Origin of the sequence: Peribacillus sp. NJ11 (assembly GCF_030348405.1) — a bacterium.
GTDB lineage: Bacteria > Bacillota > Bacilli > Bacillales > DSM-1321 > Peribacillus.
Genome location: NZ_JAUCFO010000001.1, coordinates 343,189 through 356,626, shown reverse-complemented (window position 1 = coordinate 356,626; position 13,438 = coordinate 343,189). Strand labels below are relative to the sequence as shown.

Annotated in this window: 12 protein-coding genes, 1 rRNA gene and 1 riboswitch; of the genes, 10 read left to right on the top strand and 3 right to left on the bottom strand. The window is 42.5% G+C overall.

Going from position 1 to position 13,438, the window contains the following annotated elements; all coding sequences use genetic code 11:
* Positions 1 to 98: 98 nt before the first annotated feature.
* From QUF86_RS01785 to QUF86_RS01775, 3 genes are read left to right on the top strand one after another with little or no spacing between them, the layout of a single operon-like run.
* Entirely contained in the window at positions 99 to 1,106 is a 1,008-nt protein-coding gene (locus QUF86_RS01785) for an ABC transporter ATP-binding protein (protein WP_289317909.1), read from the top strand.
* A 48-nt stretch (positions 1,107 to 1,154) separates the two neighbouring features.
* Complete coding sequence (locus QUF86_RS01780) at positions 1,155 to 1,946, top strand: ABC transporter permease (protein WP_289317908.1); 792 nt, start codon at positions 1,155 to 1,157, stop codon at positions 1,944 to 1,946.
* A 4-nt stretch (positions 1,947 to 1,950) separates the two neighbouring features.
* Positions 1,951 to 2,736: an ABC transporter permease gene (locus QUF86_RS01775; RefSeq protein WP_289333431.1), complete on the top strand. Its 786-nt coding sequence runs from the start codon at positions 1,951 to 1,953 to the stop codon at positions 2,734 to 2,736.
* 41 nt (positions 2,737 to 2,777) lie between these two features.
* Here the strand turns inward: QUF86_RS01775 and QUF86_RS01770 are convergent, their stop codons facing one another.
* Both QUF86_RS01770 and metE read right to left on the bottom strand, forming a co-directional pair.
* Positions 2,778 to 3,266 (bottom strand): acyl-CoA thioesterase, encoded by a 489-nt coding sequence (locus tag QUF86_RS01770; protein ID WP_289333430.1) that lies wholly within the window; start codon positions 3,264 to 3,266, stop codon positions 2,778 to 2,780.
* Complete coding sequence (gene metE / locus QUF86_RS01765; RefSeq protein ID WP_289333429.1) at positions 3,263 to 5,569, bottom strand: 5-methyltetrahydropteroyltriglutamate--homocysteine S-methyltransferase; 2,307 nt, start codon at positions 5,567 to 5,569, stop codon at positions 3,263 to 3,265. The genes QUF86_RS01770 and metE overlap by 4 nt, the downstream gene beginning before the upstream one ends.
* A 154-nt stretch (positions 5,570 to 5,723) precedes the next feature.
* Positions 5,724 to 5,915: riboswitch (cobalamin riboswitch) on the bottom strand.
* A gap of 257 nt (positions 5,916 to 6,172) precedes the next feature.
* On the opposite strand from metE, the gene QUF86_RS01760 reads away from it, so the two are divergent.
* The 5 genes from QUF86_RS01760 to perR all read left to right on the top strand — a co-directional run bounded on the left by QUF86_RS01760 (position 6,173) and on the right by perR (position 9,940).
* Entirely contained in the window at positions 6,173 to 6,592 is a 420-nt protein-coding gene (locus tag QUF86_RS01760; RefSeq protein WP_289317905.1) for a potassium channel family protein, read from the top strand.
* A gap of 62 nt (positions 6,593 to 6,654) precedes the next feature.
* Positions 6,655 to 7,125 carry a thioredoxin-dependent thiol peroxidase gene (gene bcp, locus QUF86_RS01755; protein WP_289318482.1) on the top strand — a complete coding sequence of 157 codons (471 nt, stop codon included), beginning with the start codon at positions 6,655 to 6,657 and terminating at the stop codon, positions 7,123 to 7,125.
* A gap of 11 nt (positions 7,126 to 7,136) precedes the next feature.
* Positions 7,137 to 8,261, top strand: a complete 1,125-nt coding sequence (locus tag QUF86_RS01750) for an aminopeptidase (RefSeq protein ID WP_289333428.1) — start codon at positions 7,137 to 7,139, stop codon at positions 8,259 to 8,261.
* A gap of 134 nt (positions 8,262 to 8,395) precedes the next feature.
* Positions 8,396 to 9,340 (top strand): D-2-hydroxyacid dehydrogenase, encoded by a 945-nt coding sequence (locus tag QUF86_RS01745; RefSeq protein ID WP_289333427.1) that lies wholly within the window; start codon positions 8,396 to 8,398, stop codon positions 9,338 to 9,340.
* Positions 9,341 to 9,496: 156 nt separating this feature from the next.
* The gene (gene perR, locus QUF86_RS01740; RefSeq protein WP_370013904.1) at positions 9,497 to 9,940 is read left to right on the top strand and encodes a peroxide-responsive transcriptional repressor PerR; all 444 of its coding nucleotides are present in this window, start codon (positions 9,497 to 9,499) and stop codon (positions 9,938 to 9,940) included.
* A 100-nt stretch (positions 9,941 to 10,040) separates the two neighbouring features.
* Here the strand turns inward: perR and QUF86_RS01735 are convergent, their stop codons facing one another.
* Positions 10,041 to 10,394 (bottom strand): YgzB family protein, encoded by a 354-nt coding sequence (locus tag QUF86_RS01735; RefSeq protein ID WP_289317901.1) that lies wholly within the window; start codon positions 10,392 to 10,394, stop codon positions 10,041 to 10,043.
* 175 nt (positions 10,395 to 10,569) lie between these two features.
* On the opposite strand from QUF86_RS01735, the gene QUF86_RS01730 reads away from it, so the two are divergent.
* Together QUF86_RS01730 and QUF86_RS01725 are read left to right on the top strand one after the other, a co-directional pair.
* Positions 10,570 to 11,445 carry a nucleotidyltransferase-like protein gene (locus QUF86_RS01730; protein ID WP_289318481.1) on the top strand — a complete coding sequence of 292 codons (876 nt, stop codon included), beginning with the start codon at positions 10,570 to 10,572 and terminating at the stop codon, positions 11,443 to 11,445.
* A gap of 270 nt (positions 11,446 to 11,715) precedes the next feature.
* Positions 11,716 to 13,266, top strand: a 16S ribosomal RNA gene (locus QUF86_RS01725).
* The last annotated feature ends 172 nt before the right edge of the window (positions 13,267 to 13,438 follow it).

Below are 13,438 nucleotides of genomic sequence, written 5' to 3'. Positions count from 1 at the left end.
GAAAATGGTAGATGGCATCCAAGCATTTTTATTGTCTAAAAGGGTTAGGTTGGATAAACTAATTCATTAGGACAAGAGATTACGGAGGATTTAACAGGATGAGTGATGCAATTCAAGTGAAACAGCTTCGGAAGGAATTTAAGTCGGCATCAAGCCGTTCAGGCTTAAAGGGTGCCTTCCGGGATTTACTTACAAGAAATTATAAAATCGTCCCTGCCGTCAATGATATCAATTTTACTGTAAAAAAGGGTGAGATGGTAGCTTATATTGGGGAAAATGGTGCAGGAAAATCGACCACGATCAAAATGCTGACAGGTATTTTGGAACCGACAGCGGGTGAAATCACGGTCAATGGCATGAATCCACATAAGGAAAGGGAAAAGTTCACTCAAACAATCGGAGTCGTATTTGGTCAGCGCTCACAGCTTTGGTGGGATATTGCGGTTCAGGAATCCTTTAGGCTGCTAAAAAAGGTCTATAAAGTAACGGATGAACATTATAACGATCATATGGAACATGTCATCAGGACGCTCGATATCGGTCCTTTGCTGGACAAACCAGTGCGTAAACTCTCACTTGGTCAGCGAATGCGCTGCGAGCTTGCGGCAGCACTGATCCACAATCCGCCTTTGCTGTTCCTTGATGAGCCGACAATAGGCCTTGACGTACTCGTGAAGATGAAAATTCGCGAGTTCCTGAAAGAAATCAATGAGAAATATAATACGACAATCCTTTTGACTACCCATGATTTAGGTGACATTGAGGCATTGTGTGAGCGCGTAATCATGCTTGATGAAGGTCAAATCATATATGATGGGGAATTGCAGAGTTTGAAAGATAACTGGGCTGAGGAAAAACAGATCCATTTTCAATTCATCGAGCCGATTGAATTGAAGGAATTGCAATCCTTACCGCTCCCATTTACTGCTAACTGGGTTTATGATGAGAAAAATCAAACTTATATTGCCTTGTTGAAAGAAGAAAGTGATCATATTTCACAGCTTGTTTCAGCTGTCGTGTCACATTTTAAAATAAAGGACATCAAAATCCATGAAACGTCCATTGAAGAGATTGTTCGCAATATTTATGAAGAAGGCACTGTCTGACTCTCTTATCATTAAGAAACAACGTGTCTATCAAGAAGGGGGAGGGCAATGGGGAAGTATATTGCAATGATCCGCATGCGTTTTTTGATGATGCTTGCGTATCGAACGGATTATTATACCGGCATTTTAATTTATAGCATTAATATCGGTGCTTATTATTTCTTATGGAATGCGATATATGGAGAAAAAAGCTCCATCGAAGGACTTTCAAGTATGCAGATGACAACCTACGTCGCTGTTGCATGGATGGCGCGTGCTTTTTATTTCAATAATATCGACCGCGAAATCGCCACTGAAATTAAGGACGGCAAGGTCGCCATTGAAATGATCCGTCCTTATAACTATTTAGGCATGAAAACGATGCAAGGACTTGGGGAGGGGATATTCCGTTTCTTCTTCTTCTCGATTCCGGGAATGCTGCTGGTAGCTTTCATTTTTCCTATTGAATTGCCACACGAGCCGGCTACGTGGGGGATATTCGGCATTTCCTTGCTGTTCAGCTTCATCATCAATACACAAATTAACTTATTGACGGGAATCACTACCTTTTTCTTATATAATAATGCCGGATTAATCCGGGCTAAAAGGGTTATCATTGATTTATTTTCCGGTCTGCTGCTGCCCATCAGTTTCTATCCGATATGGGCACAGGAAGTGATGAAATATTTGCCCTTTCAAGGGATCAGCTATGTACCAAGCATGATTTTTACGAACGGGTACAGTTCAGGCGAAATTGGCATGGCGCTTTTACAGCAGTTAATTTGGTGCATCATTCTTATAATACCGATTCAGCTTTTATGGATAGTCGCAAAAAAACAGCTGATTATTCAAGGAGGTTGACGGGATGTTTTATGTATCGATGTTTTTTCAATATGTGAGTCAGTATATGAAAACAAGATTGCAGTATAGAGCCGATTTCTTCATCGAAATCCTATCTGACCTGCTGAATCAGGTCGTGAATCTGGTATTTATCTTAGTCGTTTTTGGACATACCCAATTTTTAAGCGGGTGGAGCCGTGAAGAAATCATATTCATTTATGGATTCTTCCTTATCCCATTCGCCCTTTTTTCAGCCTTTTTCAACATCTGGGATTTTAATGATCGCTATATCGTCAAAGGTGAAATGGATCGGATATTAACAAGACCGATACATAGTCTCTTTCAAGTCATCTTAGAAAGAATCGAGCTAGAATCGTTGTTTGGCGTTGTGACCGGTTTGATCATTATATTCTATTCGGGGGCTTCATTGGATCTGGAGCTTGCGTGGTATGACCCGATTCTTTTCATCATTTTTGCAATAGGAGGGGCCCTTGCTTATGCAGCCATATTCGTAGCGATAGCAAGCATTGGGTTCTGGTCGGATGCGAAAACATCCATCATGCCAATGATGTACAATATCGGGAACTACGGTCGCTATCCTGTTGATATTTATAATAAGGTCATTCGTTTTATCCTTACATGGGTGCTGCCATTCGCGTTTGTTGGTGTTTATCCGGCATCTTATTTCCTTAGAAAAGAAGAGTGGTATGCATATGCATTTGCCACACCTGTAATCGGGGTTGCCTTTTTCATGATATCCGTTTTCATATGGAATCAAGGAGTGAAGAGGTACCGTGGGGCAGGAAACTAAAAAAAACCCTTCAACAGTATTCATGTTGAAGGGTTTTTTGTTTATTTGCGTTTATTTTTTCTTTCAATATATCTTGCTTGTGCTTGAACATATTGCTGCTTTTCCTCTTCCGTTTCCGGAATGACCTGAGGTACGATTGTCGGCTTACCGTATTCGTCAATGGCCAGCATCGTTAAAAAAGCGCGTGCCGTAAGCTGCTTTTCACCTGTTAATAAGTTCTCACGCTCCACTTTCACGAATACCTCCATTGATGTGCGATGGGCACAAGTGACATAAGCTTCAAGGTTAATTGCGTCCCCTGTCTTGATGGGGGCCAAAAAATCAAAAGAGTCGCTTGAAGCAGTCACAACGGGTTTTCGGCAATGGCGCATAGCTGAAATACAGGCTATTTTATCAACATAAGCCATTACTTTCCCGCCAAAGATGGTATTATGATGATTCGTATCCGGTGGAAAAACAAGGTCGGTTAGGAAAGTCCGTGATTGCTGTGTTGGATGGGCATTTGATAAGCCGCTTTCCTTTTCAATCATTTGCCTGTTGTTTGGGCTAAAAGATTTTCACGGACGATTATTGCTGCTTCGACCATGTTTTTCAGGGAAGCGACGGTTTCCGGGATACCCCTTGTTTTCAGGCCGCAGTCGGGATTGATCCAAAACTGGTCTTTATCCAATACTTTGATGCCCCGTTCAATCATATCGACCATTTCTTCCACTGCTGGAACTCGGGGACTGTGAATATCATACACACCCAGGCCAATACCTTTTTCATACGTTTTTTCCTCGAATGCGGAAGCAAGCTCTCCGTGGCTACGGGATGTTTCGATGGAAATTACATCGGCATCCAAGGAAGAAATGACATCCATGAAACTGTTGAAGTCGCAATAGCACATATGCGTGTGAATTTGCGTTGTATCCTCCACGCTTGATGTGGATATCAAGAACGAATTCACAGCCCAGTTCAAATACTCATCGCGATCGCTTTTTTTCAATGGTAGACCTTCCCTAAGTGCAGGTTCATCAACTTGGATCATTTTGATTCCAGCCGATTCCAATGCAATGACTTCTTTTTCCAAAGCAAGTGCCAGCTGGTAGCAAACATTCTCCCTGGAAATATCATCACGGACAAATGACCAGTTCAAAATCGTGACAGGACCTGTAAGCATTCCCTTTACGGTCTTCTTCGTCAGTGATTGTGCGTATACACTTTCCCTGACTGTCATCGGTTCGATGAAATGGATGTCACCATAAATGACTGGTGGTTTTACGCAGCGAGACCCATAGGATTGTACCCAGCCCTTTTCTAGAAAGACAAATCCGCCTAACTTATGACCGAAGTATTCAACCATATCCGTCCGTTCGAATTCCCCGTGTACGAGAACGTCCAAGCCGATTTCTTCTTGAATGTCGATCCACCTGCCGATTTCTTCGTTAATGAATGTTTCATATTGCGCAGCGCTCCATTCTCCTTTTTTGAATTTCCCGCGTGCTTGCTTAACTTCAAATGTCTGGGGGAAACTACCGATCGTTGTTGAAGGTAGAAAAGGCAATTTGAAAAATTCCTGTTGTTTTTGGTAACGTCCTTTAAATGGAAGCTGACGTCCAACATGCTCTGATTTAGCCTTTTCGACACTGGATTGTACACTCTTATGATTCCGTGCATTTGAACTAGCTAACGTCTGAACCGTTAATTTATTAGCATCGACCTTATCGGCGATTGCTTCAAAGCCCTGATTATTCCCTTTGACCAAGAGTGTTATTTCTTCAAGTTTCTCATCGGCAAAAGCAAGGGTTTTTTTCACTTCTTTTGAAACGGCGGTTTCATTACGAACGGTCACTGGAACATGAAGCAGGGAACAAGAGGGTTGAAGCCAGATTTGGTCTTCGGCTACTTTTTTCTTTAGAGTGTCGATCAATTGAATCTTTTTCGATAAATCAGAAAGCCAAATATTTTTTCCATCTATCACACCTGCACCAAGCACTTTGTCCTTCGGGAAGCCGGATGCTTCAAGATTACTTAGATTCCTTCCTTTATCATGTACAAAATCAAGACCGATTCCCTGAACTGGTAATTCGATGACTTCTTGGTAGTGTTCCACGGCATCAAAGTATGTTTGCAGCATGATGTTCAGGTTTGGTGCTGCTTCATTCAGTTTTTCATAGAGGTAAGTAACAGTTTGCATATCATCTTTGGAAATGGATGAAACAAGAGAAGGCTCGTCCATTTGAACCCACTTCACGCCTTCTTGCTCCAACTCTTGCAGGATTTGCGTATATAGGGGAAGCAGGCTCAGGATTATGCCAGGGATATCTTGTTTTTTGAAGCCTTTGGAAAGGGAGATGAAAGTATAAGGTCCGATTAACACGGGCTTCGTTTCAATCCCTAGCTTTTCCTTGGCTTCCCGATATGCTACAAGTGGTTTATTTTCTGTTAAAGTCAGCTGTGGCAGTTTTAATTCAGGGACGATATAGTGATAGTTCGTATTGAACCATTTCGTCATTTCGGAAGCGACCTCATCATTGTTCCCGCGAGCCATTGAATAATAAACGGAAAGGGGAACGCTTCCGCCTCCATAGGCAGAGTAACGTTCAGGAACAAGACCGAACATGACGGACATATCGAGCATTTGATCATAGAAAGTGAAGTCGTTGACAGGAATGATATCAATGCCTTGATCTTTTTGTTTTTGTAAGTTGCCTAATCGGATGGCTTTTAGTTGTGCCGTGAATTTTGGTTCATCGATTTTCCCGGACCAATATGCTTCCAATGTACGTTTCCATTCACGATCTTCCCCGATTCGCGGGTACCCCAAATTACTGCTTTTCAAAATTCTCATCCTCCTAATTTCCTTTGATTTGTTTAAAAACAATAAAAAAAGCACCCCTAACCGTCAAAAAGAGAAAGTTAGAAATGCTTAAAATAAAGAGACATGCAGAATGCCCCTTATAATTATAAGGTCCCTAACACCTCCCTATCTCCCGTAGGTTAAAACAGTGTTGTCGAAATAGGCAGGTCTCCTGACTTAGGGAATATCATTAGCAGCGAGCCTTCCCGATCCGTGGACCAGTGGCATATTGGATGGCGCTAACATTCCCATTACAGTGGCGGGACCGTGCCGGAATCAAACCGGGCTTCCCTTTTAATCCTAATGAAAATTAGGAACCTATTTCCACATATGAAATTTCACTAAACCTGCTGATAAACTGATTGCAGGCACCAAATATTTATAAAATAAAAACTATTATAAAAATTTAGACAATCTTAACATATCCGACCAAAAGGGTCAACATGAAAAAAATCGGGAAACGTTCCCGGTTTTTTGACAAATGCCTTTAGGGTGTGTGAGTGATAAGGCTGAAGTCTGTTCCTAAAAAAGAATATATTGTTAGGACAGGGAGTATGTATAAAGGAAGTAGCGTTTTGAAATGGGGCGTAGGGGATGACTTTCTACATCTTGATTGCAGGAATCATTTTTTGCATGGTGATGAGCATTCGGACGTTATTTCTTGTTGAGTCGGGAGGAAAGAAGTTTTCTCTGGAGGATATGCTGTGGCTTGGCAATTTATATGCGACGATATTAGTTGGATTTGCACTGATTTATTTATTATACGAGCTTCAGAATCATTCGGTGATTCTTGATATGGGCAATCGATTGGATGGCACGTTCTATGAACAGTTGAAGACTTCTTTTTATTTTAGCGCAATGACCATGTTTTCTGTAGGGTATGGAGATATAGCCCCAATTGGCATGGGCAGGATGATAGCTACCATTCAGGCTTTCATCGGGTACACACTCCCGGCAGCGTTCGTGATTCGGACGGTGATCGATCTGGAGCATAAAGAGAGGAAGGATAAATGAAAGTTGTGTTTCTTTCGATTATTGGGTACTCTTACCATAATGAAGGAAATGGAGGATTCAATATGACTGTTAAAATTGGAGAAAAAGCACCTGATTTTCAACTCCCTGCAAACAATGGTGAAATGGTTTCCCTATCGGATTTTAAAGGGAAATACATCGTTTTATATTTTTATCCAAAAGACATGACGCCAGGATGCACGACGGAGGCCTGTGATTTCCGGGACCACAATGAACAATTCGAGGAATTGAACGCTGTCATCATTGGTATCAGCCCAGATCCGGCGGCACGTCATGAAAAATTCATCGAAAAACATGGATTGCCTTTTCTGCTGCTAGCTGACGAAAACCATGAAGCGGCTGAATCATTTGATGTGTGGCAATTGAAAAAGAATTTCGGCAAGGAATATATGGGCATTGAACGTTCAACTTTCCTGATTGATAAGGCAGGTAAAATAGTCAAGGAATGGCGTAAAGTAAAAGTCAAAGGCCACGTCGAAGAAGCGCTTGAAACTCTTCGAGACCTAGAAAAATAAGGGACAGGCAGATGAAGGATGAACGAATAACGAAGCTTGCGGCCAGGCTGATTCACCATTCGATACAATTACAGCCAAAAGAGAGAATCCTCATCCGGGGCCATATCAACACGAAACCGTTGTTGAAAGAGCTGATTGATGAAATATACAGAGTGGGTGCTTATCCATATATAGAACTCGAAGACGATGAGATTAGCCGACATCTGTTACAAGGGAATGTGAAGGAACAACTTGATACATCATCGCAATGGGCTTTGAAGAAGTATACGGATATCGATGCGGTCATCATCATCACCAGTGAAGAAAACGACGTGGAAATGACTGATGTTCCCATCGAGAGGCACCGTATTCAAGGGGAAGCTATGAATTCTCCCACTCTTTTCTATGTAAACAACCGACGGTGGGTCTTACTTAATTATCCCACCAACGCATCAGCGCAAAAAGCCGGCATGAACTTCGACAGGTACCAAGACTTCCTTTTCAAAGTATGCACTATGGATTACGGGAAAATGGAGGCGGCATTGAAACCGTTAAAGCAATTGATGGAACGGACTGACAAAGTCAGGATCGTTTCACCGGGGACAGATTTGACTTTTTCCATCAAAGGTATGCCGGCCATCATATGTGCCGGAAAAAAGAATTTACCTGATGGGGAAGTGTTTACGGCACCCATAAAAGAGAGCGTCAATGGAAGGATATCCTTCAACGCACCCACAACCTATGAAGGAATCACCTTTAGTGACATGGAATTAAACCTTGAAAAGGGGAAAATCATTAAAGCCATTTCCAATCAACCTGCCAAAATGAACCGGATTCTGGATATCGATGAAGGGTCCCGTTTTATCGGGGAGTTCGCAATTGGAATCAATCCTTACATATTAGAACCTATGGACGATACATTGTTCGATGAGAAAATAAGCGGAAGTCTGCACTTGGCTCTGGGACTTGCCTATGGAGAAGCGGATAATGGAAACCGTTCATCTATACACTGGGATATGGTCTTGATCCAGCGTCCTGAATATGGCGGTGGTGACATCTACTTTGACGATGTGCTGATCAGAAGGGATGGTGTTTTCATATTGCCTGAATTACATGCATTAAACCCAAATTCATTAAAACAAAGCCTTTTTTATTAAGGCTAAGGCTTTTGTCCAACTCAAAAAGGGGACACCTGAATATGCTTTATTAAGGGAATACCTCCTCAGAGAAAGTTGCACGGGACACACAGAGCCCGTGTTTTTTTTATGTTAATTAAAAGGGAGAGATAAACATGTTAATACTTTCAACAATCATTCCGAATGAAAGCATCCAAACGAAGATGATGGACGCTTTTCCTGATTTGAACTTTATTTATCAAGAAGAATGGACGGATGAGCCACTTAATGAAGCGGAAATCTTGATTACATACGGTGAGGATTTAAATGAAGAAATCGTTGAGAACGCGACGAACTTAAAATGGATAATGGTCATGAGTGCAGGATTGGAATTAATGCCTTTTAAAGCCATTGAGGAACGCGGCATTTTGGTGACGAACGCAAGAGGCATTCATAAAATCCCAATGGCCGAGTATACGATAGGGATGCTTTTACAATATGAAAAGAAATTGAAACAGCTTATGAAGAATGAAAGGGAAGAACTGTGGCATAGAAAAATTGAAGTTGGGGAATTGAATGGCAAAACGATGCTCATTCTTGGTGCCGGTGCAATTGGAGGAGAAGTGGCCCGTTTGGGGAAAGCCTTTAGGATGACGACAATGGGGGTGAACCGGAGCGGGAAGCCAGTGGAGTCCATCGATCACCTTTATACACTGGATAATATATTGGAAGCCGTAACGGACGCCGATTACATCGTATCCGTCCTGCCAAGTACTGACGAAACCAAGGGCCTTCTGCAAAAAGAACACTTTAAAGCAATGAAAGAAACCGCCGTATTCGTGAATATTGGCCGCGGTGATCTTATTAACGATGAAGTGTTGATCGAAGCATTGGAAGCAGGGGAATTGGCTCATGCCATCTTGGATGTATTTGATCCGGAACCTTTAGGAAAAGGGCATCCATTTTGGAAGATGGAAAACGTTACGGTCACACCGCATCTTTCAAGTAAAAGCGGAGAATATTTACCAAGAACCTTTGCGATATTCGAAAAAAACATGCGTGAATACCTGAAAGCTGGAAAAGACTTCATCAACGTAATCGACTTATCGAGGGGATACTAAATACAATACGAAAATGGGAAAGATTCAAAGCGGTGATGAATAAAATAAAAAAGAATGGTAAAACCATTGAATTATTGACAAATTCAACGAATAAAAGGTACACTAATTATAAATATTACAATTTAAGAATTCATACTTAATGAGAAAACGAGGTGGATGACGGTGTCTGAAGTTCAGTTAAAAGAAGCGTTGGATTCCCTAAAAGATACCGGTGTAAGAATAACTCCTCAACGCCATGCGATACTTGAGTATTTGATAAGCTCCATGTCCCACCCTACCGCGGATGATATATATAAAGCGCTGGAAGGCAAGTTTCCGAATATGAGCGTGGCGACAGTTTATAACAACCTGCGTGTTTTCCGGGAGGTAGGCTTGGTAAAAGAACTTACTTATGGTGATTCTTCAGCCAGGTTTGATTTCGTAACGACAAATCATTATCATGTAATCTGTCAAACTTGTGGGAAAATTGTGGATTTCGACTATCCTGCATTGGATGAAGTCGAGCATTTCGCAGCACAAGTCACCGGGTTCAATGTCAGTCACCATCGGATGGAAATCTACGGCGACTGTACGGATTGTGCGAAAAAAGAAACGCATTAAAAAAAGTTCCTCCACTTGGTTGGAACTTTTTTTCATGTCTCTAAGAAATGATACAATTGTTAAGGTCTCATGATAGGTAAATCAGTTAGCTGGAATCCCTCTAATCATGCAGGCTTTTGCGATTATATTTTTCGTTGAATTCTTCGCCTTCCAACTTTTTGTCAAGGGTCAAGGGTTCTTCACAATGCATGCAAATATCTACACGCCCTAATATTTTTGTAGGTTTGCTGCAGTTAGGACAGACAACCTGAATCGTTTTTGTAGAAAGCATTCCAATCCAAAAATAAACCCCGGTGCTTGCGATTATGAATAAAAGGCCAAGTCCCATGAAAAGTGTCATGACAACTGGATGTGTTTTGAAGAAAAGCCCGATATACATTACGATAAAGCCGATGAAAATCAAACTCAAAGCAAATGTACGTATTTTATTGATTTTGCTAGAATGTTTAGCCATGGATTGTCCCTCCTAAAATATAACTTTAACTATACCATAAACAATGGATGGAACAAAAAAGAAATAAAGGATACTTATTACTTTTGAATTGAAATGGTTTGGGGTAAGGGAAATAAGCAGGAAAATGAAGAGTTTTGTCGAAAGTAAAAAAAAAAAGGTTTTGGAGGAATTTATGATGGAAGATATCCTTCGCCCGATTTATCAAGAGCGAGCAAGTTTAAAATCTACACTTGGAATCTTGTTAATAGAAAAAAGAGAAGATAATAGCCCGATTACCGATACATTTGACTACATCCTATTTGTGATTGCAGACGAAGCCCAAGAGTCCGTGTTTTTAAAACACTACACTTATCAGGATAAAAAGGCAGCCTTACATATCGTAAAGGAAGACCAGTTAAAAGAATGGCTCCTATTAGGGACGAACCGCAAAGTGGTTGACTGGATCTATAATGGGAAGGTCCTTTTTGACCGGAATGAATATTTGGACCGTTTGAAAACCGAAATCCGCGAGTTCCCCTTCTATGGAAGGAAGTTAAAGATGGGGATGGAGTTCGCGAAGTTAATTCGCAGGTACATGGATGGGAAAAGCTTTTTTGAAAAAGGGCATTATCTTGAGGCATACAACCATATCGTTCATTCCTTACATCACTTGGCACGTTTGGAAATAATAGAACAAGGCTTTTATCCGGAGGTTACGGTCTGGAACCAAGTGAAGCAAATGGAACCTGAGATCTACAAGTTGTATAAAGAATTGATCAGCAGTGAGGAAACTCTTGAAAAAAGATTGGAGCTTCTATTTCTTGCGAGTGAATTTCTTATTTATTCGAGGACGAATGCAGGTTCACAGCATTTGGTAGAAATAATGGGGACGAAAGAAGATCCGTGGACGATTGCGGAGCTTATGGAGCATCCGGAAGTCAAGTTTTATTCAGTCGACCTAGGTGTTCTGTTGGAATATTTGATAGAGAAGAAGGTAATCGATGTCATCAAAGCGGAGACAAAGGGACACGAGGTTTATCATCGGTTTTATCGAGTTTCAAAAAACTTTTAAAAAAATGTGTTTTTATTGTTGACCAATAATAATATAGGTGTTATATTAATACATGTCGCTGCGGGACATCAGCTTTCGCAGCTTCATCAAAACAAAGAAAATAAAAAAACATGTTGACAACATAGTTGATAACATGATAAGATGTAAAAGTCGCTTACGAAGTAAACGACAACGAAATTGCTCTTTGAAAACTGAACAAAACAAAGCGCCAACGTTAAATTTTAAGTGAGCACACACTATCAAAAAAGCAAAATGAGCAAGTCAAACATTTCTTCGGAGAGTTTGATCCTGGCTCAGGACGAACGCTGGCGGCGTGCCTAATACATGCAAGTCGAGCGAATCGATGGGAGCTTGCTCCCTGAGATTAGCGGCGGACGGGTGAGTAACACGTGGGCAACCTGCCTATAAGACTGGGATAACTTCGGGAAACCGGAGCTAATACCGGATACGTTCTTTTCTCGCATGAGAGAAGATGGAAAGACGGTTTCGGCTGTCACTTATAGATGGGCCCGCGGCGCATTAGCTAGTTGGTGAGGTAATGGCTCACCAAGGCGACGATGCGTAGCCGACCTGAGAGGGTGATCGGCCACACTGGGACTGAGACACGGCCCAGACTCCTACGGGAGGCAGCAGTAGGGAATCTTCCGCAATGGACGAAAGTCTGACGGAGCAACGCCGCGTGAACGAAGAAGGCCTTCGGGTCGTAAAGTTCTGTTGTTAGGGAAGAACAAGTACCAGAGTAACTGCTGGTACCTTGACGGTACCTAACCAGAAAGCCACGGCTAACTACGTGCCAGCAGCCGCGGTAATACGTAGGTGGCAAGCGTTGTCCGGAATTATTGGGCGTAAAGCGCGCGCAGGTGGTTCCTTAAGTCTGATGTGAAAGCCCACGGCTCAACCGTGGAGGGTCATTGGAAACTGGGGAACTTGAGTACAGAAGAGGAAAGTGGAATTCCAAGTGTAGCGGTGAAATGCGTAGAGATTTGGAGGAACACCAGTGGCGAAGGCGACTTTCTGGTCTGTAACTGACACTGAGGCGCGAAAGCGTGGGGAGCAAACAGGATTAGATACCCTGGTAGTCCACGCCGTAAACGATGAGTGCTAAGTGTTAGAGGGTTTCCGCCCTTTAGTGCTGCAGCTAACGCATTAAGCACTCCGCCTGGGGAGTACGGCCGCAAGGCTGAAACTCAAAGGAATTGACGGGGGCCCGCACAAGCGGTGGAGCATGTGGTTTAATTCGAAGCAACGCGAAGAACCTTACCAGGTCTTGACATCCTCTGACAACCCTAGAGATAGGGCTTTCCCCTTCGGGGGACAGAGTGACAGGTGGTGCATGGTTGTCGTCAGCTCGTGTCGTGAGATGTTGGGTTAAGTCCCGCAACGAGCGCAACCCTTGATCTTAGTTGCCAGCATTCAGTTGGGCACTCTAAGGTGACTGCCGGTGACAAACCGGAGGAAGGTGGGGATGACGTCAAATCATCATGCCCCTTATGACCTGGGCTACACACGTGCTACAATGGATGGTACAAAGGGCTGCAAACCTGCGAAGGTAAGCGAATCCCATAAAGCCATTCTCAGTTCGGATTGTAGGCTGCAACTCGCCTACATGAAGCCGGAATCGCTAGTAATCGCGGATCAGCATGCCGCGGTGAATACGTTCCCGGGCCTTGTACACACCGCCCGTCACACCACGAGAGTTTGTAACACCCGAAGTCGGTGAGGTAACCTTCATGGAGCCAGCCGCCTAAGGTGGGACAGATGATTGGGGTGAAGTCGTAACAAGGTAGCCGTATCGGAAGGTGCGGCTGGATCACCTCCTTTCTAAGGATAATTACGAGAGCGCTTTTGTTTTGTTCAGTTTTGAATGAGTAATTCATTCAGATAGGGAAGAAAAACATCACGATGTGATGGATTCTTTCTGCTTTGTTCCTTGAAAACTAGATAATAGATAGAAGGCAATTAATTTTTTTCAAAGCATCTGTAAGATCTTTTT